The organism is Halobellus captivus (genome assembly GCF_003697845.1).
GTDB classification, from domain to species: domain Archaea; phylum Halobacteriota; class Halobacteria; order Halobacteriales; family Haloferacaceae; genus Halorubrum; species Halorubrum glutamatedens.
The window spans coordinates 25,650-49,726 of record NZ_RDQE01000016.1; the positions used below are offsets into that span (position 1 = coordinate 25,650).

Sequence of the window (24,077 nt, forward strand, 5' to 3'; positions counted from 1 at the left end):
TTCCGTCGGTACTCACGGTGACGAACGCCGGGGGTAACTTCATCGCTCAGCACCCAATAACCGTCACGCGGCTGCCGAACATTCCTATTTCTCGAAAAAATGCTAATATTGCGGCTGACTGGAGATATTCTCCCAAACCCGCGAATCGATCCAGCCCGAACACCCACTGGACGATCTCCAGGCAGCTGACAGGGCGAGACTCTTCACCTTGGCGGTGTTTTTTCCGCTCGAAGGAGGTCAAATCGTCGGGATGGGGGAGTTAACGGCAGCATTCCACAGAGACGACGAAATCGCACAGACAGCAGTCGGGAAATTTGTCGGCCGGACCACACAGCGTCCCTCGGACCGCATTCACGGGAGTCGAAATGGGAGCATAAGGTCTATCGGAACTCTCTCTTCCGATTCGGCTCCGTTTGCTTCCCGAGACGTCCCGACGCTGCCTACTGGTTCAGAGAAATAAAAGTCGGAGCGTCCTCCTCAGTCTAGCGGCTCCTCGAGTTCTGTTTCGACGGCTTCGAGTAACGTATCGGAGCGAAGGAGCGCCAGCATAGATTCTATGTCTCGATGGATCGGCCGATCTCCATCTAGATGAGCAACGTGTTCGCGAACGATCTGGTAGGCAACGTTGGTCCCTACGCCGGGGGAACAGTCCTCAACGAAATCGATCGCCTGGGCCGCACAGGCCAGCTCGATCCCGACAACACGGAGCGTAGCCTCGACCGTTTCTCTGGCAACATAAGCGCTCTGTGCACTCATGCTGACGTGGTCCTCCTGATTTCCGCTGACGGGGATGCTATCCATCGATGGACGCCCCTGCGAACGATTCGTACTCACGAGATCGGCTGCCGTGTACTGTGCGATCATATAGCCCGACTGAAGGCCGCTCCCCGTGGTCAGAAACGGAGGTAAATGCGCCTCTTGCACGTTGGGGTTGAGCATTCGATCCATCCGCCGCTCCGAGATCGAGGCTAACTCCGCGAGACCGCTCGTGACATAATCCAGCCGCAAAGCCAACGGTTGTCCATGAAAATTCCCGCCAGAGAGGACAGCAGCCTGCGCAGTGCCGCTTGCGCGGTCGTCCGCGTCGTCTGCAGGAAATACGAGTGGATTGTCTGTCGCACTGTTGAGTTCCGTCTCAACGGCCTCGCGGAGGTGTTGAACCGAGTCGCGGACAGCACCGTGTACCTGTGGCAGACAGCGGAGCGAATATGCGTCCTGCACTCGGTCACAGTTACGGTGCGATTCGACGATTTGGGAGTGTCGGGTGAGCCGACGAATGTTTCTCGCGCTTTCTGTTTGCCCCTGGTGTGGCCGGACGCGCTGGATGCTGGGGTGTGAGCTCGCGGTCGTGCTCATCGTCGCTTCCGTTGTCATCGCACCGGCGATATCTGCCGCCTGCATCGCACGTTCAGCATCACACACGACGAGCGAGGCTAACCCGACAGTCAGTTGCGTCCCGTTGATGAGCCCCAATCCTTCCTTTGCACGAAGCGTCACTGGGTCGATGTTCTTCCGCTTCAGAGCCTCGCCTCCCGGGAGCCGTTCCCCGTCCACAGTGGCTTCACCCTCTCCGGTGACGACGAGAGCGAGATGGGCGAGGGGTGCGAGATCGCCGCTCGCACCGAGGCTCCCCTTGGCCTTCACAACGGGATGAACCGCTTCGTTTAGCATCTTCACGAGAACGTCAATGATCCGTTCCCGGACACCGCTATACCCTTTCACCAGCGCGTTGAGGCGGGTAACGAGCATTGCTCGGACCTCTTCTCGGGTGAGATCGCGGCCCGTCCCGGCAGCGTGGCTCCGAACGAGGTTTTGCTGGAGGCTTTCGATGTCGTTATCCGGTATCCGTTCCTGAACGAGTTCTCCGAACCCTGTATTCACACCGTAGACCGCCTCCCCGGATTCAACGATGTCGACGATGCGCTGGCGCGACTCCCGAACACCTTCACGGACGTCCTCCGGGACTTGAACGGGGGCATCGTGGCGTGCGACGCGGTCAACGTCGCCTGGCGTAAGTGATTCCCCATCGACGACGACCGGGTCAGCAGTCATTGTGGACCACCTCACCATTCTTCACAACCGTTTGGACGTTTTGCACACCGAAATTATACGGGAGGTGCTGATAGTCGGGCACGTCGGCGACGACTAGATCGCCTGGCGATCCCTCTCGAAGGGTTCCTAAGCCGTCCGTTCGGTCGATAGCGTTCGCAGCCGTTACAGTTGCGCTACGGAGGGCCGACGAAGGTGTCATACGCATACCGTTGCAGGCGAGTTCGATCGTGAATTCCATACTTTGTGAGTAACAGTTCGGATTGAAGTCGGTCGCGATAGCGACTGGGACGTCAGCTCCTTCGAAGGCCGGTGCATCTGCGTAGTCAGCTGCAAGCGAAAAGGCAGTCCCCGGCAAGAGAACGGGCGTTACGTTTGCCTCGCCGAGCGCCGTGATGTCCGCCTCGGTCGATTGTAGCAAGTGGTCCGCGCTCGTGGCCCCGATGTCGGCAGCCAACTGCGATCCGCCGAGTCGCTCAAACTCGTCGGCGTGTATTTTCGGCGTCAGCCCCTGTTCTACTCCAGCTTCGAGAACACGTCGGGACTGATCCACCGAAAAGACGCCCGCCTCACAGAAGACGTCACAGAACTCGGCGAGATCGTGTTTCGCCACGACAGGTAACTGCTCTTCGACGACACGGTCAACGTACTCTTCGGGAGCCGTGTCTTCAGGCACGGCGTGAGCGCCCATGAATGTCGGCACCACGTCAATCGGATGCCGGCCGGCTGCCTCGTCGATTGCTTCGAGCATCTTTACTTCAGTCTCGACATCGAGTCCGTAGCCCGATTTTACCTCAGCGGTCGTCGTCCCATGGGCGAGCATGACGTCGAGCTGTGCGAGCAGGTTCTCGACAAGTTGGTCGCGAGAGGCGTCACGCGTCGCCCGCACAGTTCGTAAGATACCGCCACCTTCCGCGAGAATGTCCTGATAGTCCGCCCCCGCGAGTTTTGCAGTGAATTCATCGGCACGATCGCCCGCGAACGCAGCATGTGTGTGTGGGTCGACGAATCCGGGAAGCACCGTTCTGCCGGCAGCGTCGACCGCGTCCGTCGCATTCTCGGGGGGGTGGTCGCGTGTAACTTCCTCGGTCGACCCGATCGCGGTGACGACACCGTCTTCGATTGCCACGGCACCGTCTCGGAACGTTACCATCTCGCCGTCGTCCGTCGGATTAGCAACCTGGGCCGCGTCGTGGACGACAAGGTCGGTCATGCTGACCACCCCGAGAGGAAGTGCGCCACGGTACGTGCTGCAGCGTCAACAGTTCGTCCATCAGTATCGAGTGGTGGCGCACACTCGACAAGTTCGAAGCCCCCAATTCGTTTGTCCTCGGCGACGAGACGAATAAGGCGGAACAGTTCACGTGGCAGCAACCCTCCGGGTGTTGGGGCGCTAGAACCATCATAGATCGCATCAAGCACGTCGATATCGACACTACAATAGATTCGGTCGACGTTGTCGAGCCCGGAGAGTGCCCGATCGACGGCTTCGGGAAGATCAGCCGTTACCTCCTCGGCAGTTACGACCGTTCCTCCATTCTCACAGACGTACTCGTGATAGGCCGTACTCGTCTCGAAGTGTCGAGCACCGATACAGGCGTAGCTGTCGAGGCCGGCTTCGTGTAACTGGCGGTAAGGCGTCCCACTCGTCGGACCATCTCGGACCTCTCGAACGTCAAGATGGGCATCAACGTTGAGCACGCCGACGCTCGAATCCTCGAGTAGCGGGGAGACATTCGGGACGGTCAGTGAGTTGTCGCCGCCGAGGAAGACGGGTAGTGCGTCAAGTGCATGAATCGATTCCGTAACCCCCCGTATCGCGTCCTGCACCTCGCCAACTGAACCTGCTGGGATGTCGACATTCCCGAGATCAGCGACGCTTTCGACGGGGCCTATATCGAAGTGATGGGTCTTCATCCCTGCCAGCGCGTTCCGGAGAGCTTCGGGACCCTCAGCGGCGCCACGCCTGGAGATAACCGCGCCGTCGTACGGCTCGCCGAGGAGGACTACATCGAACTCACCAGCGGTGTCGAGGTCGGCTGGGCTGACAACGTCGCCGAACTGTTCATCTACGGGGTCAGATGACGACCCAGCCCATCCCGACGGTGCAGTGAGGCCTGTCATTCGTCCTCACGCATCGGGATGCGAACGTCCGAAGTAGTTGCTTCGTCAAGCGCTTCCTCATACCCAGCGTCGGCATGCCGGATAACCCCCATACCGGGGTCAGTCGTAAACACACGTCGGGCCTTATCAGCGGCGAGGTCTGACCCGTCGAGGACGACGTGGTTGTTCGTGTGGAGGGAGTTACCGATACCGACACCACCCCCATCGTGGACGCTGACGATGTCGGCGCCAGCAGCGCAGTTGAGCAGGGCATTAAGGATTGGCCAATCGGCCACGGCGTCCGAACCATCTTGCATCGCCTCGGTTTCTCGGTTCGGACTGGCCACGCTGCCAGCATCCAGGTGATCGCGTGTGACAACAACTGGGGCGGCGATCTCGCCCTCGGCGACAAGTTCGTTGATCCGGAGTGCGAACCGCGCCCGCTCGGTCAGGCCATCGTCGCTCTGGTAGCCAAGCCAGCAGACGCGGCTGGGGAGCCCCTGGAACGAGACCTGTTCCTGTGCGAGGTCTATCCAGCGATGCAGCTGATCTTTTTCAGGGAAGAGCTCCTTGACAGCCTCGTCAGTCCGGTGGATGTCCGCTTCGTCTCCTGAGAGGGCAACCCAGCGGAACGGTCCCTTCCCCTGGCAGAACAGGGGTCGGATATACGCCGGAACGAACCCCGGGAAATCGAACGCGTTTGTTACGTCCCGATGTTCCTCGACCTGTCCACGGATGTTGTTTCCATACTCGAAGGCTACTGAACCTCGCTCTTGCATTTCGAGAATGCCCTCGACGTGACGTTGCATCGTGTCGAGGCTCTCTTCGACGTATCGATCAGAGTCTGCCTCACGTAACGCGTCAGCCTCTTCGATAGTATACCCCGCGGGGTAGTACCCTTCCAGTTCATCGTGTGCGCTCGTTTGGTCCGTGACGATATCCGGGACGAAATCACGCTCGAGCAGGCCGTCGAACATATCGGCAGCGTTCATGTGGAGCGCGATTGAAAGTGGCTCGCCACTCGCTTCCGCGTCTTCGGCCAGCTCGATAGCCTCGTCAAGGTCGTCCGTCTTCTCCATACAATAGTCCGTCTCGAGTCGCCTGTCGATCCGATTTTCGTCGACCTCGGCCGCAATACATACACCGTGATTCATCGTCACGGCTAGCGGTTGGGCACCACCCATGCCACCGAGCCCGGCGGTGACCGTGATTGTCCCTTCGAGCCCTTCCCGCTCAGGGAAGTGTTGACGGGCGGCCTCGGCCAGCGTCTCGAAGGTTCCCTGAATAATGCCCTGAGTTCCGATATATGCCCACGAACCGGCGGTCATCTGGCCGTACATAATGAGCCCCTTCGATTCGAGTTCGTGGAAGTGTTCCCAGTCGTCCCAGGCGCCGACCAGGTTCGAGTTCGCAATAAGCACCTGTGGCGAACGCTCATGCGTCTTGAACCGTCCGACTGGTTTGCCCGACTGGATCAGGAGGGTCTCGTCGTCCGCAAGCGTTCGGAGCTCCGAGAGGATAGCATCGTACGCATCCCAGCTCCGGGCTGCCCGACCGGTGCCGCCGTACACCACGAGATCCTCTGGCTTCTCTCCGACTTCCGGATCAAGGTTGTTGTTGAGCATTCGGAGCGCGGCTTCCTGCCGCCATCCTTCACACTCGATATCGGTTCCAGTTGGTGCGCCCTGGTAGCCGAACCACTCCGAGGATGGGGTTCCGATATCATGCGTCGAGTCAGAATCGGCCTGTTGTCGTTTCATGTGTATGTGTACCTAGGAATAGTCGACCGATAATTTAGGTTCTCCTTTTGGAAATGATTTTAAATAATCGGTCGGAATATCCACCCATGTACAAGGCGGTATTCCGGATCAAAAGCGATAGTCCCTATGCAAGCTCGACGTCGCATAACAACACCCAGATCGAGCTATGGTGTAACGACCACTGTGACTTACTTCATATCGCTGGCGACCAACAAGAGGAAGTTATCGAACACGTCAGTTCGGAGGTTGGCGTCCGCGAACGGATCGAAAATGATGGCGGCCAGACCGTGATCACTGAAGCTTGCCTGAAAGAATATGGGGACGACTATATTGAGGCCCATCTCGCCGCGAATGACTGCCTTCTCCTTCCCCCGCTCAGATACGAATATGGCGCGAAAGTTGTCCGCGTGCTGGCGCTCGACCCAGCAAATCTCTCCAGATTGTACAAAGACATCTCGGCGGAATATGAAGTGACGGTTGAGTCTAAGAAGGAGTTGACAACCGTCAGATCAGAGACGCCCGTGCTGTCAGCCAGCACGTTTCTTCCGTCACTTTCCGATCGGCAGCGGGATGTGTTCCTTACTGCGTTCGAGCAGGGATATTATCAGATTCCTCGCGAAACGACGACGAGTGAGATCGCTGATACCGTGAGTGTTGGTCGCCGGACAGTTGAACACCACCTAAGACGTGCCGAAGAGGAGCTTGCAAAATCATTTGTAGAGTACCTATAAGAAAATCTTAAAGAGGATATCAGTTTGATAGTTATTTTCTCATCCGCCCTGTTAAAATTTTCTTCTTCAGACACATTCTCATCTGAAACAGCTGGTCGATGAGAGATACGTATTGACTGATCCAAGTAGAGATGAACTCGTCATTCATATTTACTCTGGGAGACGACATTCAACCACTGTTCCATTCCGAGGTGATTCGTTTTCCTCGGAGGTTCGCCGAATAACGTACTCCGTGACATAATATTGGACAGGTATCCAACGCAGGGTCTCAGAGACAGAACCACCGAGTGGATATATAACGAGCAGGACAGGTGTCCCATTAACATCGAAATACGCTCCCGGCGGAGATCCATTATTAAGTGAAGCATTTGGTGGAAGGTTTTCAATCAATTGTCTGTAGTGATCCGTAGAAGAGGTAATATATTCTTCATAGCCCAAATCTGCGGCTGATTTTAATACTTCTTGGAATCTCTGGTCTTCGATTTCATCAATCGATATGTACTCAAAATCATCGGGTACCGCACTCTCATCAATATCTATTCTGGATGTATCTTTTGGGATGCCATCAGAATCAACCGTCGTGTTAAGTTAAGCATGATTCCACCAGACGGCGTGGGCTTGCAACCACGTTTCCGCGGTCGGTGGATCGACGTGGCTGAAACAGTTTGAAAACGAAGAGGTTCGTCGTTGTACTTCTCTAAAGACACGTTCGACTGAATTTCTGAAGCCGTGTTGTTCGACGCGGTAGCTGTAGTTTTCGCGGCGGAGACCACCGATCAGATCGTCTGCGTCATCAACGAGAAACAGAGCATCTTCGACATCGTGTTTCTTAGCTAATTCGGTGAGAAATTCTCGTGCGATCGGAATCGTGTACGTCGGAAACAGCCGTGAATGAAGGATTCTGTTCGTTTCAGGATCGACGGCAGCGTACAGCCAGTACTGCTCGTCGTTGATCCGGATCGCTTTCTGATCGACCGCAACGCGATCCGGGCTCTCACCATCAGCTGGCTGTAGATCGGCTTTCTGCACCCAATTGTGAACAGCAACACGACTTCGACTGACACCCAACTCCTCAAGAAGAATAACTGTATTCGAAAGTGATAGACCAGCAAGGTGGTGGCGAATACCCTTTTCAATGATCTCGCGGGGTGTCCGCTCTCGCTCCACAAAATCCAAGTCGATCCACTCGGTAGAGCCGGTGAGGCGGTCGCTTTCGGGCATAGGAATTCGAAAGATCGACCGCCTCAGTCTTAACTTAACACCGCGGAATCAACTTCGAATGCCTCTAAATCCAGGATCATTTCAGTGTGGGGGTGTTCAGATAAGGATGAAGAGTGAAGCGGTTCGTTTTCTGAGTGATCTATGCCCGAAAACGACCGCCTCAATGAGTATTTGGACGAGATTGAATTAGAGTTTGTGGAGAAGCAACACCGAAGCTGTTGATGAAACTCAGTATTCAGCTGCATTTAGCAGGATTGTCGCTTTCGAATACTGTCTTGTTTCTTGAGGTTTCGGTGTTGAACGGACACAGTCGACTGTCCACAATTGGGTTCACAAAGCAGATCTACAGCCCGAATCTGGCCGGAACCCGGATCACGTTGCGATTGACGAGACCGTGATCCGATTCAACGGCCAAGAATACTGGCTGTACGCTGCTGTCGACCGACATACAAACGAATTACTGCATACACAGCTTGAGCCCACGACAGATACCGTTCTCGCACGTCAGTTTCTCGATGCACTTCAGAAGAAACACGACGTCGAAGACGCTATTTTTCTCGTCGATGGCTCCCCATCACTCCAGAGTGCCTGCCACCGAGAAGGACTCCGCTTCCAGTACCAAGAACACGGGAAGCGAAATAGTTCCGAACGTGTCTTTTGCGAAGTAAAACGTCGAACCTCTTCGTTCTCAAATAGCTTTAGCAACGCTCACGGGTCGCGTTAAGTTAGAGGATGAGGCGCTCGACTTTAGAGTGTCTATGGCCGAAACCGAGCGCCTCAGCGAATGTATCGCGTGGATCGACTTGTCGTTTGTGGAGCAAGATCGAACGCCGCGATGGGCGATTGAAGTAGGGATCCGCTGTCATTTGGACGGTATGTCACTGCATGAGGTAAGTAAGCATCTTGAACTATTTGGGATCGATCGGAGTCACGTCGCTATCCATAACTGGGTTCATAAAGCCGATCTACAGCCGATCTCGACCGTCCCCGAGGATCAACTCGCGGTTGACGAAAAGATGATCCGCCTCCACGGCCAGAAGTTCTGGCTGTACGGCGCGGTTGATCCACAGACGAACGAAATCCTTCACGTGAGCCTCTATCCGACCGCAAATAAACAGACAACACGATGGTTTCTGACTAAGCTACACCGGCGCTACCAGCTCGATAGCGTGGAATTTCTCGTCGATGACGCAGACTATCTCGGATCGGTTCTGGCTGAAGACGGCTATCGATTTCAAATCATTCAACATGGAAATAGAAATGCCATCGAACGTGTATTTTGGGAAATAGAACGACGAACATCATCGTTTGCGGATAGTTTCAGCAATGTCGCGCTAGAGACAGCTCAAAATTGGCTCGAAGCCTTTGCCGTCTACCACAATTCACGCCAAAGTTAACGCGACCTATTCGGTCGTGTTAACTTAGGCATGGTTCCACCAGACGGAGTGGGCTTGTAACCATGTTTCTGCGGTTGCTGGATCGACGTGACTAAAACAGTTTGAGAACGAAGAGGTTCGTCGTTCTACTTCTCTAAAGACACGTTCGATTGAATTTCTGAAGTCGTGTTGCTGGACGCGGTAGCTGTAGTTCTCCTGGCGGAGACCGCCGATCAGATCGTCTGCGTCATCAACGAGAAATAGAGCGTCTTCGACATCGTGTTTCTCGGATAACTCAGTGAGAAACTCTCGAGCAATCGGGATCGTATATGTCGGAAATAGCCGAGAATGGAGGATTCTGTTCGTTTCTGGATCGACAGCAGCGTACAGCCAGTACTGTTCGTCGTTAATACGAATCGCTTTCTGATCGACCGCAACGCGATCCGGGCTTTCACCTCAGCTGGCTGTAGATCGGCCTTCTGTACCCAGTTATGAACGGCGACACGACTCCGCTCGACACCCAAATCTTCAAGAAGCGTAACTGTATTTAAAAGTAATAGTCCTGCAAGATGCCTCGTGTTCAGATAAGCTGATTCCATGCGAACGCGAACGATCTCAGCCACTCGTCAGCAGTTTCTGCTTCGGCGTTGCTGAAACAGTTTGAAAAGCTGGTAGTTCTGCGTTTTATCTCACGAAAGACACGTTCGACACTGTTCCGATTTCCATGTCGTTCGTATCTGAAATCGAGGCCATGTTTTTCACATGCTCGGTGAAGTGGAACCGCACCATCAACGAGAAAGATCGCGTCATCCACGTCGTGTTTTTCGCGGAGTTCCGCGAAATACTGATCTGCGATCACGTTTGTTCTTGTCGGCTCAAGCTTTGTGTGGAGTAAATCGTTTGAGCCTGGATCGACGGCAGCGTACAGCCAATAGTGTTCATCGTCAAGCTGAATCACCGTTTCATCGACCGCAACGTGATTCGGGCTCCGACCAGATTCTGGCTGTAGATCGGCCTTGTGAACCCAGTTATGAACAGTGGATCGAACCCGATCAACACCGAATACCTCAAGAAACGAAACAGTATTCGAAAGCGATAATCCAGCAAGGTGGAGCTGAATACTAAGCTTCATCAACATCTTCGGTGTTGCCTCTCGCTCCACAAACTCTAAGTTGATCTCGTCTAAACAGCCGCTGAGGCGGGCGTTTTCGGGCATGAATCACTTTGAAAACGCACCGCCTCACCTTTCAATCCTTATCTGAACACCGTCTCCCAAGCCTCTCTCTTGCGACCCTTGGTCTTCTGTTAATGGTCGAAATCCACTACCTGACGACGCTCCGACTGGCGCCGTGGTTCACCATCGTACTCACCGGTATTTTCACACTCGCGATGGCGGCAGTCCTCAATATCGTCCGCTGGATCTCCGATACTCTGTTTGGGACGACGTTTCTGCTCAACGGGCGCACGCAGGATGCGATCAATACGGCGGTGATGATCGAGTTTGTCGCCGCGGCTATTGCCGGAGTCATCGCTGGCGGCATCTTCTATCTACACTTTCAACGGTCGTCTGTTCGGACTGGTAATCGATTACAGGCTGACTCGGCGACACCCGGTACAGAAATAAACACTCAATCGCCCGTCCTGAGCGACAGGTTAGGCATCTCACCACAGCGGCAACGACAAGCCGTCCGCATGATGCAAGCAGGGTTAGCGCTAGTATTTGGATACGGACTCTGGACAGTCCAAGTTCCGCTCCTGATAAATTCGGGGGTTGCATTGGTCATTACGTTTGTCCCGGCAGTGATAGAACGGGACTACGGTATCCCGATCGAACCAGCACTCGCTCTTTGGCTAACTGGCGCAGTTTTCCTCCACGTTCTCGGAACTGTCGGGCTCTACGGCTTGATACCGGCATGGGATTCACTTACGCATACACTTTCGGCGACAGTCGTTGCCGCAGCAGGGTACACGTTCCTCAGGACGATCCACCTCCACGCCTCATCGATTCACTTCCCTCCTTGGGCGATGTTCGTGTTCACCCTCATGGTCGTCCTCGCGACCGGCGTAGTCTGGGAGGTTCTCGAGTTTGTCCTCGATCGAAGTGCGCTCCTCTTTGGGGCTGACCCCGTGCTCGCGCAGCACGGAATTGACGACACGATTATCGACTTGATCTTTAATGGGATCGGTTCGATACTTGTCGCAATGTGGGGCACGGTTTATCTAACGACAGTATCAAAGCGTCTCGCTAGTCAACTCACACAGTAAGCTGTATCTCCTTTCGACCCTATCCCTCACCACGGCTCGAAACCAGATCTTCAGTGAACCGGAACCTAATCACGAACGTCACCGAGTCCCCATATCCTCACTCGCGAGCACGGTTTCGGCCCCCTCGCCGGCCGCGATATCGGTCGTACAGATGTAGACCTCGGTCGCCGTCCGCGTACTGAGGTGCTGGGCAGCGAGGGCGGCGTCCGCCCGCTCGATCTCGTCGGCAGGGCGGTCGCCACCATTCGAGATGTACCGCTGGACGCCGTCCATCACCCGGGAGATGACAGGATTGAGGAATTCCAACGGTGTCGCCATCGTCGCCCAGCTATCGTCTATCGCGGCGTCAACGATCGGGGCTTCGACGGGGCGGCGCACGAGTCATGACTGGACCGCGGTCCACAACAGACTGGAACTGCCGTAGATGGCGACGCTGTCCACACTCTCAAGACAGATCTCGCTGTCGTCATGTGAGCAATCATCGTTCAGTGGATCGGCGAAGAAGTGGATAATCTCGCCAGGCATGTGAGCGCGATCAACTACGTCATTGAGTGGCAATCTCACCTATGGTTTATCTAATCAGCATCAGAGTCTTGATAGTACCATGAGTTTTGATGCCGAAGCAGTACGTGCTGACTTCCCTATCCTAGACCGGCGCGTGAACGGCCATCCACTCACCTACCTCGACAACGCCGCGACCACGCACACTCCCCGCCAGGTGTACGACGTCTTCGAGGAGTTCTACGCGGGGTACAACGCGAATATTCACCGTGGGATCCACGAGCTCAGCCACGAGGCGTCGCTCGCCTACGAAGAGGCACACGACCGCGTCGCCGACTTCCTCGGCGCGGACGGCCGGGAGGAGATCGTCTTCACCAAGAACACCACCGAGAGCATCAACCTCGTCGCGTACGGCCTCAGCCAGCACCTGGGCGAGGGCGACGAGATTGTCGCGACGGAGATGGATCACCACGCCTCGCTCGTCACCTGGCAGCAGATCGCCAAGCGCATGGGCGCGACCGTCCGCCACGTCCCGGTCACGGCCGACGGCCATCTCGACATGGAGGCTGCCCGCGACATCGTCACCGACGACACCGCGGTCCTCTGTGCCCCCCACGTCTCGAACGTACTCGGGACGGTCAACCCGGTCGCGGACATCGCGGCTCTCGCACACAACCACGACGCGTACACGGTCATCGACGGCGCTCAGTCCGCCCCGACGCGGCCCGTCGACGTGGGCGCGATGGACGCGGACTTCTTCGCGTTCAGCGGGCACAAGCTCGCCGGCCCGACCGGGATCGGGGGGCTGTACGGGAAGCAGGAGCTGTTGGAGGACCTCGACCCGTTCCTCTTCGGCGGAGAAATGATCCGGAACGTGACGCTCACCGACTCCACGTGGAACGGACTACCCTGGAAGTTCGAGGCCGGCACGCCGCCCATCGCGGAGGGCATCGCGCTCGGCGCGGCCGTCGACTACCTCGCTGAGCTCGGCATGGACGCCGTCCGCGAGCACGAGAACAACCTCGCGCAGTACCTGCTCCGGGAGCTCGCGGACCGGGAGTTCATCCGGGCGTACGGCCCCGGCGTCGGCGAGGAGCGCACCGGCCTCGTATCGTTCAACGTCGAGGGCGTCCACGGGCACGACCTCTCCAGCCTCCTCAACGACCGCGGCATCGCCATCCGCGCCGGCGACCACTGTACGCAGCCGCTCCACGACCGACTCGACATCCCCGGCTCCGCTCGCGCGTCCTTCTACGTCTACAACACCCGCGCGGACGTGGACCGCCTCCTCGACGTCGTCGACTCGGCCCGCAAGGACTTGGACGCGTACCTCGCCTCCGACCGCTACCACGACTACATCAGCGACCACTACCACCGCCCCCGCAACTCGGGCGCGCTCACTGACCCGACGTTTGTGAAGTCCTCCGAGGAGACGACCTGCGGCGACGACGGCGAATTTCACGTGACGATCACTGACGGGCGTATCGAGGAGATCGCCTTCGAGAGCCGGAGCTGTGCGGTCAGCCGGGCCGTCGCCAGCCTCCTCTCGGAGGACCTGAAGGGCATGGCGGTCGAGGCCGTAGCCGACCTCGACGGGCACGTCGCCCACGCGCTCGATGGGCAATACCCCGACCTTCGACGCGAGTGCGTTGAAGGCCCCGAGGACGTCATCCGCGAGGCAGCCCGTGAATACGTCGAGGAACACGGCACGTAAATCATCACTGTCTCCACTACGAATCCACTCTCCCACTTTCTCCTGAACTGACTCTACAATGATTGCTTGATTTTCAAATACGTCTGGTAAGATACTCGAGTCTATCCATAGAGCCGCTAAATTCGAACACCACATGTTCTGGCTTAACGCGATGAACGACATGGATCAACCATCTTTTATCGTGGCGGACTAGTAGCCATCCACATAGGTGATCCCAGTGTGGCACAGGAGTTCCTGATACCACTGGTTGCGGGGATCATCGGACTTGGTGTCCTCGCACAGATTCTCGCGGCTCGGCTCCAAGTACCGAGCATCATCTTCTTCCTGTTGGTCGGGGTGATCATCGGGAGACCGGGACTCGGAATCGTGACCAGCGAGACATTCGGGACCTCCCTTTCAGCAATCGTCGGGCTCGCGGTCGCGATCATTGTGTTCGAGGGCGCGTTCCATTTGGAGTTTGAGCGCATCCAGAAGGCGCCACGGGCAGCTCTCCGTCTCGTGACGATCGGTGCTGTCATCGCACTGGTCGGCACCGCGGTGGCAGTCCGGTTCCTAGAGGGGTTACCTTGGACGCTCTCGTTCGTGATCGGTGCGCTGCTCGTCGCCACGGGGCCGACGGTCATCTCTCCGATTCTTGAGGTCGTCCCGGTCAGAGACCAAGTCGCGGCGGTCCTCGAGACCGAAGGGATCGTCAACGACGTGACCGCCGCGATCACGGCCGTCGTGCTCTTCGAAGCCGTGGATCCGACGGTCACCGCAGAGGGGCTCGTCCGCGGCTTCGCGCTCCGACTTGGCGACGGACTCCTCGTCGGCCTCATCGTCGCGGGCGTCCTCTACTACCTCCTCCGGTACGTCGACCTCTCGCCCGGCGCGGCACCGCGGAACGCGAGACTGCTTGTCCTCGCCGGCGCGTTGGCCGCATTCGCCGCTGCGAACCAGCTAGCAAGTGAAGCAGGTGTCGCCGCTGCCGCTACTGCTGGCCTCGTTCTCGGGAATATGGACATTCCGTACAAAGAGGACATCACCGACTTCAAAGGCGATATTACTCTTCTCGTGTTAGCATTTGTATTCATCGCGCTCGCCGCCCAGTTGCCGCCAGCGGCGATATTCGATGTGGGCCTCGCAGGGATCGGCGTGGTGGTGCTCGTTGCCGTGGTAATCCGGCCACTCCTAGTATTCCTGTCGACTGTAGGTGAGCGATTCACGCTCTCAGAGCGCGTATTCATCAGCGCCATCGGGCCGCGCGGGATCATCCCAGCGTCGGTCGCAACGCTATTCGCCACAGATCTTAGAACAGCCGCCACTGAACTCAACGATCCTGCCCTCGCACAGCAGGCGGATCTGTTGATTGGAACAGTCTTTCTGGTCATCTTTGTCACTGCCCTCGTACAGGGTGGTCTCGCACGCTACATCGCACAATACCTCAACGTCATACCCATGAGAGTCATCATCGTTGGAGGCGGCCAGGTGGGCCGCGCGCTCGCCAAACGCCTCGAAGACCGCGGCGAAAACGTCGTCATCATCGAGAACGATGAGGCGACAGTCGAATCGCTCCGAAACGACGGCTTCTCCACCGTCATCGGCGACGGAACGGACACGGAGCTGTTACGCAAGGCGGGGGCGGACAACGCCAAGATCGTCGTCGCCGCCACCGGTGACGACGACGCGAACCTCCTCGTCGCACAATTGTCGAAGACGAACTTCGGCGTCGAACGCGTCTTAGCGAAGGCGAACAACTCCGACAACGTCGAGGCGTTCGAGGACTTAGGCGTGAGTACCATCTCGGCCGCGATGTCGGCCGCGTGGGCCCTCGACAACCAGATCGAGCGACCGGACTTGGCCCACTGGATGACCGAGGTCGGTCACAACGGCGACGTCCAACAGCTCGAAGTCACCAACGAGACGTTCTTCGGCAAGAAGGTCAAGGAGGCAGGATCGATGCTGCCCGACGGCTGTCTAATTGCCGTCATCAGCGACGGGGACCGGAAGTCGGTCGAGGTCCCCGGCGCGGAGACGGTTATTGAGCGCGGCGACCACGTCACACTCCTCGGTCAACGCGAAGCCGTCCGAGAGGGGATGGAACTGGTCACCGGAGCCTGAGTCCTACGAGCGTGGGGTTGAGGATCCTTCTTGGATCGGGAACGACAAACACAGTTCTCGGGATCGTCTTCAGCATGTTCGGAAACGGCTTGTTTGTGATCGCTGATCACTAACATCGATCGCTGCTTTCCGGCGAGTGGGCTTGGTCTTTCGAAAGGGAGTTCATCGTGCTGATCGCGGTACGTGACCCACCCTTTCGGTAGGTCCGACCCGGCCTAGGCTGACGGTGATTCCCTGAAGAGACTTCGAGAGGTGTTCAGGGCAAGGACTCCGCCACAGACGGTGACAGCGACCGCTGCGGTCATGGGGTTGAATAGGCCGATGAGCGCGGCCGGTATCGCAATCGCGTTGTACACAAACGCGAGTCCGACGTTCTGCCGAACGCGGCGCCGTGCTGCCTGAGCGAGTTCGAATGTGGTCTCGACGAGCGAGAGGTCGTCGTCGACGATGACAATATCGGCCGCATCCGCGGCGAGCGCCGTCCCGCCGCCTAGCGAAATCCCGAGATCTGCCTGTGCAAGAGCCGGTGCGTCATTGGTTCCGTCCCCGACCATTGCGACGCGCTGGTTGAGTTGGAATCGTCGGATTGCCTCGATCTTCCCTACCGGTGACACGCCCGCAAATACGTATGAGATCGCATCCTGTTCCATAAGAAAGTCTGTCGCCTCCTCATCATCACCAGTGAGGATGGCAACTTCGATCCCACGCTCGTGGAGACTGGTGACCGTATCTAGCCACCCTTGCCGTGGGTTGTCGCCGACCACGACGACCCGTCTGTTTGTCCGTCAAAGCCGATCACGTCCGGGAGACGGCCAAATTCACGGGCCTCGCGAGCCTGTTTTTGAATCGCAGCCGTGACTGTCCAGCCCTGTTCGGCGAACAGGTCGAGGTTCCCGACAAGCACCTCGCGACCCTCGACGGCTCCGGAAACGCCCGTTGCGTGTGTCCGGAAGTCGCACACCTCACGGCAGTCGGGAGTCACTCCGGCGTGGTCAGTGTTGCCTGTATCGATCTGGGCTGTACTCGCGTCGCCAGCGGTCGAGTCGACCGCGGCGACGATGGCTGCTGCGGCCGGATGCGCGGCGAGCCGTTCGAGCGCGGCTGCATCGGAGAGTGCTTCGTCTGATGCGTTGACATCGACGATATCCATCTCGCCCGTCGTGAGCGTCCCGGTCTTGTCGAATACAACCACGTCGACATCCCGGAGTCGCTCGAAGATAGTGTCATCGAGCACGACGATGCCGCGCTCCATCGCGTCGCGGATGCTCGTAGCAACCGAGAGCGGCGTTGCGAGTCCGAGTGCCAGGGACTGGCAACAAGCAGCGCGAGCAGCACGCTCATCACGCCCGCCGACAGCGGTCCGCCGCTGGCGACAGTCCAAGCGCCAATCACGATAGCGACGACGCCAACGAGAATGACGAGCCGGTACGCGAGCTTGTCGGCGCGACGCTGAATCCCGTGGTCAGCGCTCTGGATCGACCACAGCGAATCGGTGATGCGGTCGACACTGCTCGTTACCGGGTCACCGACTTCGATAATCGCGGCGCCGTTGGTGACGACCGCACCGCCCACGATTTTGTCGCCCGTTCCCTTCGCGACTGGGAGTGCCTCGCCGGTGACGACCGCCTCTTTGACGCTACAGTCGTCGCCAACAAGCATTCCGTCAACCGGGATCCGTTCGCCCTCGCGGACAAGGATTCGATCGCCGGACTCCAGCGAATCGACCGACACCTCTGTCGCGGCGTCGCCGTCATCAAGTCGTTGGGCGCTGTTCACCTGCGAGACGGTGAGATCTGTGAGCCGTTCCAACGCTCGCTGTTTGATCGATGTCTCATAAAATGAAACGCCCGAGACGACTGTCGCGACAACGAGCGTCAGGTCATAAAAGATATTATTATCCCCAAGAAGGACCGCGCCCGTACCGTAGCAAAACGCGCTGACGACAGTGACCGCGACGAGGAGGTCCGTCGTCGGGCGACGCATTTTGAGGCTGATGTACGCCCCCCGTAACACCGGCATTCCGGTGAAAAACAACACGATTGCGGTCAACACGAAGTAGATACGTAAGAACAGGAAACCGCTGCTCCCACTCAGTTGGAAGGCGCCTTCGAAGGCGTTGAGAAACACAGCGTCAAGGTAGGGCGCGAGATGGGCTGGATACATGATAGCCACGTACGGGACCATCAGGAACGCGCCGAACACGATCCCAGCCGCGTAGCGGAGTCCGAGGACCTCATCGCTTCGGCGTTTGCGGAGTCCGTCTGCTTCCCGCGAGCGGCGCGTGCCGCTTGCGTCACCATCCGTACTCACATCGGATCGGAGAAACGCAGTGTAACCCGTTCTACTCAACACGTCACGGAGATCGTCCACTGACACCGCATCCGTATCGTGATATACGCGGATCGTCTCAGTGACGTAACTCGCCTCTGCGGCGATCACGCCGAACTGTATGTCGGCGATGTGTTCGAGATACGCTTCGCACGTCGGCGAGTACATCCCGTCGATCCGAAAGAACGTCCGCGTGACGCCATCAGGGAGAGAGCGATCGGTATCTGGCTCCACATCAAGACGGTCCGATGCGCCGGTATCATCGAGGAGCCCGTGAATATCCCGACACCCAGTGCTACAGAACGACTCATCGAATTCTCCCGCGATCGAGTCACTAGCGATCGGATCCTGACATACGTCGCACTCGTTGGTGGGACTATTGGCACTCATTTAGACAACGTATTGGAACAACATCAATCGATTTGAAGAGCATGGTAATAATTCTTAATGGATATTCTGCTGGCCAAGCTGACAAATAGAAGACAGCCTCGGAACACGTGTAAACGTCGTCGGGCGGAGGCGCACCGATAAACGTGCGCTTGAATCGCGGGACATTGAACGTAAACGGTGATTACGAGCCTGCCAGCGATGGCCAGAACGGGAGTCCATGCGAAATCCCCACCCTCAACGAAGCGAACGGCGAAGCCATGAGCGAGTAGGGTGGGTTAGTTCACTAACGGACGGTTTAGGACACGGGACTGTGAAGCGTTATATTGAACGAATGGAATTGATACGAACACTCCGAGATTCGCCGGCCGCGGCGGTAATTTTCGCAAGTACGCTCATCGCAGTCATGGGTGTCTCACTCATCAGCCCGGCACTCCCAGCGGTACAGGAAGCGTGGAATATCTCAGAGTCACAGGCAAGCCTCTTACTATCAGCGTTTACGCTTCCCGGGATATTTCTGACACTCCCTATCGGACTGTTTTCCGATCGAATCGGTCGAAAACCGATTCTGATCCCAGCGCTCGTCGTATTCGGACTCAGTGGGGGCAGTATCATCTTTATCCCCGATTTCACGCTTATTCTTGTACTACGAGCGATCCAAGGTGCGGCGAGTAGTGCGATTGCGATGCTCACGGTTACCCTCCTCGGTGACCTCTTTACCGGTGAACAACGGCGCGTGTTGATCGGCACAAATGCGGCAATTCTCGCAGTTGGCGCTGCCGGCTATCCACTGCTTGGTGGGGTTCTTGCAACACTAGCATGGTCAGCTCCATTCGCATGTTTTCTCCTTGCCCTGTTCGTCGCAGTTCCCGGGATGACGTTGCTTGAAGAGCCCAACCAAGACGGGACTAAATCGAACTCAAGTATCCGTGAGTTCCTCACTGGATCGACTCCGATGGCTCCCTTCGCTGTTCTTTACCTCGCTATCTTTGGAATATTTGTTATTCTGTATGGGGCACAGCTTACTGCTGTTCCGTTTCTGCTTGCCAACGAATATCAGCTCTCGTCAGCAAACATCGGCCTTCTCGTGGGGCTGCCTGCGGTGACAATGGGATTGACCGCAATGCAGGGCGATAGAGTGCTTCAAGTACTCACGAGCTTTCAGTCAATCGCGCTCGGATTCGTGAGTTACGGGATTGGACTTACCGTTGTCGCTCTTGCGGACTCCATCTACGTGATCGCTGGTGCACTCCTCCTGTTCGGTTTGGGTCAGGGGCTCGCGGAGCCAATTACAGATACGGCACTCAACGAACGAGCACCGGACGAATTTCGCGGGAGTATTATGAGTATTCGAACAAGCGTACTCAGACTCGGCACTACTGTCGGTCCGCCACTTAGTGTCGGGGCTGCAGCACTGTTTGGCTATCGTCAAACCCTGTTAGTGTCTGGTGCCGCTGCCTTCTTGATCGGAGTAACGTGGTTTACGGTGAGACGTCAGTGAACACTCAAAGTCAGCTAACAGATTGGAGACGGAATGTGTTCATTGGTGGGTATCCAGAATTCGACGTACGGTGACCTCGGCAAGCTGTGTGAACCCCACTGTATCCGGCATAACATCAACAGCGATCCCATGCTTGTCGACAGCACGTTTTGTCGGTGCTCCTATCGCTCCAACAATCGTCTCCTCTAGCTCGCGTTGGAGTGCAGCGACAGCGTCACGTTCAGTCGCAATTTGAACGAAGTGCTCTATCGTCTTTGGCGAGGTGAACAGTATACCGTCCAGCTTACCGTCTACCGCAAGTGAAACCGACTGTCCCGCAGTCTCCGGTCGTTCCAGGCGATATAAGGCTGTTTCGCTGACAATTCCACCAGCTGCTTCCAGTCCTTCAACAAGTACTTCGCTGCCGTGTGCACTCCGAGCAAGTTCAACGGTTTGGCCCTCGACTTCAGTAGATAACTCGTCGACGAGTCCTGTGGATGTGAATGTCGATGGAACGATATCGACTGAATAGCCCCGATTGCATAATGCGGTTGCAGTCTGATCTCCGACAGCACAAACAGTGGTTCCTCGTTGTTTCCATCCCGCTGTCGCAGCTATATCGACACCGGTCTCGCTTGTGAAGATACAGTAGTCCGCATGTTGGGGAACCTGACCGGTCGGTGTGATTGCCAGCATTGGGTCTGGAATCGGGGATACATCGAGTGACTGGAGATACTCGACCGCCTCAACGATACGGCTGTCGTCGGGTCGGAGAACAGCCACCGTCGGCTGGGACATATTGAACAGTTAGCTGATGCTGGACTTGTGTGTATCGAGAATCGGCGACCCGTCTCGAACGATTCAAACCGGCATCCTGCTAATTGCCGGTATGGACGAGGAGTCTCACGACCACGTTGTTCCGGGAAGTGCTGAAGAGTTGACCACGCCAGACGTGCAGGGCTACGACTTCCGTGGCGAATTCGATTTTCAGGAGATGCTGGAAGCGTATGCAACGACGGGCTTTCAGGCGACGCAACTCGCAGAGGCCATCGACATCGCCGAGCAAATGCAAGACGCCGATGCCACGATCTATCTCACATGCACGTCGAATATCATTTCGTCGGGATTGCGTGAAGTCGTCGCCTACCTCGTTCGTGAAGGGTACGTCGACGTGCTTATCACGACCGCGGGATCGCTGGCGGAGGATGTTATCAAAACGGCGAAGCCGTTCAAAATGGGAGATTGGGATGCGGATGAAGCAGTTCTCCGGGAACAGGGAATCAACCGTCTTGGGAATCTGTTCGTCCCTTCCAACCGTTACGTTTGGTTGGAGGAGTACCTATACGACTTCTTCGAGGAGTTCTTCGCTGAAGAAAAGGTTCGGACGCCGACATCGTTTGCCCGAGAGTTAGGGGAGACACTCGACGATCAGGATTCGGTTCTGAAACAAGCAGCGGACAATGATGTTCCCGTCTACTGTCCGGCACTGACGGATTCCGAGGTGGGGAATTTTCTCTACTATTACCGACAGGGGTACGATTCGGAGGTCGGAATCGAGATTCTCGACGATTACGACTCGCTCATTGAGGACGGAATGCTCGCCGATACGACGGGTCTGATCGCAGTTGGAGGTGGCGTGCCGAAACACCACGCGATTATGACGAACTTGTTCCGCGGTGGGGCCGATTACGTCGTCTATATCTCGACCGGTATGGAAGGGGATGGGTCACTCTCTGGCGCACCCCCGAACGAGGCAGTATCGTGGGGGAAGATCAAAGATGATGACCGGACAAATTATACGCAGGTCGAAGCAGAGGCGACGCTCGTCTTCCCACTGCTCGTGGCGGGTGCTTTCAGCGAGTAGAGATGATACACCCGAACATGAACCACGCAGCCGGCTTGTTGCGTGATCAGTCACGAGACGGATGGGACTTATCAGTATCCTGTACAGTGAACCGACCGGCCATCGGTAGCAAGCCCCTGTGTCTGGATCCACTTGAGCAGTTCTTGAGAACAATATAATAAGGATGGTGGTGCGCCTATAGGCCGAGCGTCTAACGTGTTTGATACTTGTGCGGCGCTGAATCCTTCCCTACTCGCTCGCTCCACTTGCTCGTTGAGGAAGGGGCCTTAGCGCCTCAATTCAAGTAACCAATTTCTTCCGTATTTCAAACTATTTATTGTTCTTATAGAAGATTACTTACTATCTCAGTGAGATATGCTTGGACGGCTCCGAATGTGACTCGCATGGTAGCGGCCCCAAATCCAAGAGCGATGAAACTCACCACGACAACGAGATCAGCCTTCGAATCGTTGGGACTAAGCAAGAGCGTGAGCGCCGCAAGCGTCCCCGACATCGTACTGATGAAGAGCCCTGTTAGAAATGACAAGGTCGTAAAAAATGGGTCAGTGAAACCCATAACGGAGTACGTTGGTTCATAGATTCCGATGAAAGATAAACTGAAACCGATGACGACGTATCCGATAAAGCAGGTAGTGATGAGGATAGTCCCGGGGCTAACGAGTTGATACAGTCGAAACAGTCCCCGTTCAAACGGGGTAGTTGGCTGACGGATCCGCCTGAATGGGCAATAGTCCATCTCCCTACGGCCAGAGTCCCCGTACCTCGTGGGATTCAGCGATCCGTGAGAGCGCAACAATATAGGCTGCATCACGCCACGTGACATCGCGGTGCTCGTATTCGTCTGTGACTGCCTGCCAAGCGGCTTGCATCTCCGTTTCGAGTTCGTCGTTCACCCGTTCGAGCGACCACGATCGGCGATTGATATCCTGGAGCCACTCGAAGTAGCTCACCGTGACTCCGCCAGCATTAGCGAGAATGTCTGGAATCACTGGAATGGCCTGCTCTGCGAGAATCGCACTCGCCGTCGAAGTGGTGGGACCGTTTGCGCCTTCGACGACGAGGTCAGCGGCGATCGCACTCGCATTTGCTTCGGTGATCACGTTTCCGAGAGCGGCAGGGATGAGTACGTCAACATCGAGTGTGAGCAACTCATCGTTTGAGATCACGTCGTCTGCGTATTTCGTGACGGCTTCAGGCTCCTCGTCGTGTGATGGGACGGTCGCCGTCTCGATCCCGTCTGGATCGTACATTGCGCCGTTCACGTCACTGATTGCGACGACCATTGCTCCCCACTCATCAAGCAGTCGGGCGGCGTTCGCACCGACACTACCGTACCCCTGAATTGCGACCGTCGTTCCCTCGAGATCGCTTCCATAATATTCGCAGGCCTGCTTGGTGATGATCGCGACACTTCGTCCAGGCGCTTCCTCACGACCTTCACTCCCTCCAATGACTGGTGGCTTCCCGGTGACGACTCCCGGTATCGTTTCACCTTCCTGCATCGAGTACGCGTCCATCAGCCACGCCATCGTCTGCGGATCAGTACCCATATCCGGCGCGGGAATATCGCGATTCGGCCCGATAACATCGCGAATTTCCTGGGCAAACCGACGAGTGAGTCGCTCTTTTTCTCCCGAGCTCAACTCTTTCGGGTTGACTGCGACGCCACCCTTGGCACCCCCGAACGGGAGATCCATAACAGCGCACTTCCAGGTCATCCACATGCCGAGTCCGACACACTCGTCTCTACTCACCTCGGGGTGATACCGGAGCCCTCCCTTAAATGGGCCTCTGACACTGTCGTGTTGAGCTCGGTATCCGGTGAACACATCGACCGTACCGTCATCGCGTTCGATTGGGACTGTTACTTCGTGGACTTTTTTCGGATATCTGAGCCGTTCGACGATACTGGGGTCGATATCCAAGTGACTGGCAGCATGATCCAACTGACGGCGGGCGGTCTCAAGTGCCGACTCAGGCTCGATTGGTTCTGTCGACTCGTCGTCCGATTCGTTGTGGGTGCTCTCAGATTTTGATGCCATGATCATTCAAGTGACATTCGCCGGTTTCGCATCGGGCCGCCACAGTCGGGACATTGGCCCGGGCTGTCTTCTGTGATGATGATGCTGCCACACTCGAAGCATTCGTATGGGGTTTTTTCGTCTGATTCAGGGTCGACATCTATCATAGTGGGTTCA

At 56.7% G+C, this 24,077-nt stretch carries 18 protein-coding genes and 5 pseudogenes; 9 read left to right on the forward strand and 14 right to left on the reverse strand.

Going from position 1 to position 24,077, the window contains the following annotated elements; all coding sequences use genetic code 11:
- Positions 1-477: 477 nt before the first annotated feature.
- The 4 genes from hutH to hutU are packed head-to-tail and all read right to left on the reverse strand — an operon-like array spanning position 478 to position 5,912.
- The gene (gene hutH / locus EAO78_RS15780; protein ID WP_122106756.1) at positions 478-2,052 is read right to left on the reverse strand and encodes a histidine ammonia-lyase; all 1,575 of its coding nucleotides are present in this window, start codon (positions 2,050-2,052) and stop codon (positions 478-480) included.
- A complete protein-coding gene (hutI, locus tag EAO78_RS15785; protein ID WP_122106757.1) occupies positions 2,042-3,262 on the reverse strand; it encodes an imidazolonepropionase in 1,221 nt (406 codons plus the stop codon). Before hutI ends, hutH begins: the two co-directional genes overlap by 11 nt.
- Positions 3,259-4,173: a formimidoylglutamase gene (gene hutG, locus EAO78_RS15790; protein ID WP_122106758.1), complete on the reverse strand. Its 915-nt coding sequence runs from the start codon at positions 4,171-4,173 to the stop codon at positions 3,259-3,261. The genes hutI and hutG overlap by 4 nt, the downstream gene beginning before the upstream one ends.
- On the reverse strand, positions 4,170-5,912 hold the full coding sequence (gene hutU / locus EAO78_RS15795; RefSeq protein WP_122106759.1) for a urocanate hydratase: 1,743 nt from the start codon (positions 5,910-5,912) through the stop codon (positions 4,170-4,172). Before hutU ends, hutG begins: the two co-directional genes overlap by 4 nt.
- An 86-nt stretch (positions 5,913-5,998) precedes the next feature.
- Between hutU and EAO78_RS15800 the strand changes: the two genes are divergently transcribed.
- Positions 5,999-6,643 carry a helix-turn-helix domain-containing protein gene (locus EAO78_RS15800; RefSeq protein WP_122106760.1) on the forward strand — a complete coding sequence of 215 codons (645 nt, stop codon included), beginning with the start codon at positions 5,999-6,001 and terminating at the stop codon, positions 6,641-6,643.
- A gap of 588 nt (positions 6,644-7,231) precedes the next feature.
- Here EAO78_RS15800 and EAO78_RS15805 read toward each other — a convergent pair.
- Positions 7,232-7,864, reverse strand: coding sequence for an IS6 family transposase (locus EAO78_RS15805; protein ID WP_122106761.1), 633 nt, complete (start codon positions 7,862-7,864; stop codon positions 7,232-7,234).
- A gap of 141 nt (positions 7,865-8,005) precedes the next feature.
- Here EAO78_RS15805 and EAO78_RS15810 point away from each other — a divergent pair.
- Both EAO78_RS15810 and EAO78_RS15815 read left to right on the forward strand, forming a co-directional pair.
- Positions 8,006-8,588, forward strand: a pseudogene (locus tag EAO78_RS15810) (IS6 family transposase).
- Between the two features lie 34 nt (positions 8,589-8,622).
- Positions 8,623-9,261: an IS6 family transposase gene (locus EAO78_RS15815; RefSeq protein ID WP_122106762.1), complete on the forward strand. Its 639-nt coding sequence runs from the start codon at positions 8,623-8,625 to the stop codon at positions 9,259-9,261.
- A 24-nt stretch (positions 9,262-9,285) separates the two neighbouring features.
- Here EAO78_RS15815 and EAO78_RS15820 read toward each other — a convergent pair.
- Together EAO78_RS15820 and EAO78_RS15825 are read right to left on the reverse strand one after the other, a co-directional pair.
- Positions 9,286-9,812, reverse strand: a pseudogene (locus EAO78_RS15820) (IS6 family transposase); the annotation flags it as partial.
- 8 nt (positions 9,813-9,820) lie between these two features.
- Positions 9,821-10,456 (reverse strand): IS6 family transposase, encoded by a 636-nt coding sequence (locus tag EAO78_RS15825; protein ID WP_122106763.1) that lies wholly within the window; start codon positions 10,454-10,456, stop codon positions 9,821-9,823.
- Between the two features lie 92 nt (positions 10,457-10,548).
- Between EAO78_RS15825 and EAO78_RS15830 the strand changes: the two genes are divergently transcribed.
- On the forward strand, positions 10,549-11,505 hold the full coding sequence (locus tag EAO78_RS15830) for a hypothetical protein (protein WP_122106764.1): 957 nt from the start codon (positions 10,549-10,551) through the stop codon (positions 11,503-11,505).
- A 19-nt stretch (positions 11,506-11,524) separates the two neighbouring features.
- On the opposite strand, the pseudogene EAO78_RS15835 reads toward EAO78_RS15830, so the two are convergent.
- Positions 11,525-11,871: pseudogene (locus EAO78_RS15835) on the reverse strand (hypothetical protein); the annotation flags it as partial.
- A gap of 238 nt (positions 11,872-12,109) precedes the next feature.
- On the opposite strand from EAO78_RS15835, the gene EAO78_RS15840 reads away from it, so the two are divergent.
- On the forward strand, positions 12,110-13,720 hold the full coding sequence (locus tag EAO78_RS15840; RefSeq protein ID WP_122106765.1) for a SufS family cysteine desulfurase: 1,611 nt from the start codon (positions 12,110-12,112) through the stop codon (positions 13,718-13,720).
- A 219-nt stretch (positions 13,721-13,939) separates the two neighbouring features.
- Positions 13,940-15,820: a cation:proton antiporter domain-containing protein gene (locus EAO78_RS15845; protein WP_122106766.1), complete on the forward strand. Its 1,881-nt coding sequence runs from the start codon at positions 13,940-13,942 to the stop codon at positions 15,818-15,820.
- Positions 15,821-16,035: 215 nt separating this feature from the next.
- Here EAO78_RS15845 and EAO78_RS18650 read toward each other — a convergent pair whose 3' ends face one another.
- The 3 genes and pseudogenes from EAO78_RS18650 to EAO78_RS18695 all read right to left on the reverse strand — a co-directional run.
- On the reverse strand, positions 16,036-16,584 hold the full coding sequence (locus tag EAO78_RS18650) for an HAD-IC family P-type ATPase (RefSeq protein WP_203227912.1): 549 nt from the start codon (positions 16,582-16,584) through the stop codon (positions 16,036-16,038).
- Entirely contained in the window at positions 16,551-17,072 is a 522-nt protein-coding gene (locus tag EAO78_RS18655) for an HAD family hydrolase (RefSeq protein WP_343032415.1), read from the reverse strand. The genes EAO78_RS18650 and EAO78_RS18655 overlap by 34 nt, the downstream gene beginning before the upstream one ends.
- 116 nt (positions 17,073-17,188) lie before the next feature.
- A pseudogene (locus EAO78_RS18695) lies at positions 17,189-18,538 on the reverse strand (P-type ATPase actuator domain-containing protein); the annotation flags it as partial.
- A 113-nt stretch (positions 18,539-18,651) separates the two neighbouring features.
- Here EAO78_RS18695 and EAO78_RS18765 point away from each other — a divergent pair.
- A pseudogene (locus EAO78_RS18765) lies at positions 18,652-18,807 on the forward strand (RNA-guided endonuclease TnpB family protein); the annotation flags it as partial.
- A gap of 62 nt (positions 18,808-18,869) precedes the next feature.
- The gene (locus tag EAO78_RS15860; RefSeq protein WP_122106767.1) at positions 18,870-20,036 is read left to right on the forward strand and encodes an MFS transporter; all 1,167 of its coding nucleotides are present in this window, start codon (positions 18,870-18,872) and stop codon (positions 20,034-20,036) included.
- 39 nt (positions 20,037-20,075) lie between these two features.
- Here the strand turns inward: EAO78_RS15860 and EAO78_RS15865 are convergent, their stop codons facing one another.
- On the reverse strand, positions 20,076-20,813 hold the full coding sequence (locus EAO78_RS15865) for a uroporphyrinogen-III synthase (protein ID WP_122106768.1): 738 nt from the start codon (positions 20,811-20,813) through the stop codon (positions 20,076-20,078).
- A gap of 91 nt (positions 20,814-20,904) precedes the next feature.
- On the opposite strand from EAO78_RS15865, the gene EAO78_RS15870 reads away from it, so the two are divergent.
- The gene (locus EAO78_RS15870; RefSeq protein WP_122106780.1) at positions 20,905-21,879 is read left to right on the forward strand and encodes a deoxyhypusine synthase; all 975 of its coding nucleotides are present in this window, start codon (positions 20,905-20,907) and stop codon (positions 21,877-21,879) included.
- 740 nt (positions 21,880-22,619) lie between these two features.
- On the opposite strand, the gene gdhB is transcribed toward EAO78_RS15870, so the two are convergent.
- Both gdhB and EAO78_RS15885 read right to left on the reverse strand, forming a co-directional pair.
- Positions 22,620-23,927 (reverse strand): glutamate dehydrogenase GdhB, encoded by a 1,308-nt coding sequence (gene gdhB / locus EAO78_RS15880; protein ID WP_122106770.1) that lies wholly within the window; start codon positions 23,925-23,927, stop codon positions 22,620-22,622.
- The gene (locus EAO78_RS15885) at positions 23,924-24,067 is read right to left on the reverse strand and encodes a rubrerythrin-like domain-containing protein (protein WP_122106771.1); all 144 of its coding nucleotides are present in this window, start codon (positions 24,065-24,067) and stop codon (positions 23,924-23,926) included. Before EAO78_RS15885 ends, gdhB begins: the two co-directional genes overlap by 4 nt.
- Positions 24,068-24,077: the final 10 nt, after the last annotated feature.

What these genes read in the sequence shown, in the direction of transcription:
- hutH (WP_122106756.1), bottom strand. Translation starts at nt 2,052, where the DNA reads ATGACTGCTGACCCGGTCGTCGTCGATGGGGAATCACTTACGCCAGGC.
- hutI (WP_122106757.1), bottom strand. Translation starts at nt 3,262, where the DNA reads ATGACCGACCTTGTCGTCCACGACGCGGCCCAGGTTGCTAATCCGACG.
- hutG (WP_122106758.1), bottom strand. Translation starts at nt 4,173, where the DNA reads ATGACAGGCCTCACTGCACCGTCGGGATGGGCTGGGTCGTCATCTGAC.
- hutU (WP_122106759.1), bottom strand. Translation starts at nt 5,912, where the DNA reads ATGAAACGACAACAGGCCGATTCTGACTCGACGCATGATATCGGAACC.
- EAO78_RS15800 (WP_122106760.1), top strand. Translation starts at nt 5,999, where the DNA reads ATGTACAAGGCGGTATTCCGGATCAAAAGCGATAGTCCCTATGCAAGC.
- EAO78_RS15805 (WP_122106761.1), bottom strand. Translation starts at nt 7,864, where the DNA reads ATGCCCGAAAGCGACCGCCTCACCGGCTCTACCGAGTGGATCGACTTG.
- EAO78_RS15815 (WP_122106762.1), top strand. Translation starts at nt 8,623, where the DNA reads ATGGCCGAAACCGAGCGCCTCAGCGAATGTATCGCGTGGATCGACTTG.
- EAO78_RS15825 (WP_122106763.1), bottom strand. Translation starts at nt 10,456, where the DNA reads ATGCCCGAAAACGCCCGCCTCAGCGGCTGTTTAGACGAGATCAACTTA.
- EAO78_RS15830 (WP_122106764.1), top strand. Translation starts at nt 10,549, where the DNA reads ATGGTCGAAATCCACTACCTGACGACGCTCCGACTGGCGCCGTGGTTC.
- EAO78_RS15840 (WP_122106765.1), top strand. Translation starts at nt 12,110, where the DNA reads ATGAGTTTTGATGCCGAAGCAGTACGTGCTGACTTCCCTATCCTAGAC.
- EAO78_RS18655 (WP_343032415.1), bottom strand. Translation starts at nt 17,072, where the DNA reads ATGGAGCGCGGCATCGTCGTGCTCGATGACACTATCTTCGAGCGACTC.
- EAO78_RS15860 (WP_122106767.1), top strand. Translation starts at nt 18,870, where the DNA reads ATGGAATTGATACGAACACTCCGAGATTCGCCGGCCGCGGCGGTAATT.
- EAO78_RS15865 (WP_122106768.1), bottom strand. Translation starts at nt 20,813, where the DNA reads ATGTCCCAGCCGACGGTGGCTGTTCTCCGACCCGACGACAGCCGTATC.
- EAO78_RS15870 (WP_122106780.1), top strand. Translation starts at nt 20,905, where the DNA reads ATGGACGAGGAGTCTCACGACCACGTTGTTCCGGGAAGTGCTGAAGAG.
- gdhB (WP_122106770.1), bottom strand. Translation starts at nt 23,927, where the DNA reads ATGATCATGGCATCAAAATCTGAGAGCACCCACAACGAATCGGACGAC.
- EAO78_RS15885 (WP_122106771.1), bottom strand. Translation starts at nt 24,067, where the DNA reads ATGATAGATGTCGACCCTGAATCAGACGAAAAAACCCCATACGAATGC.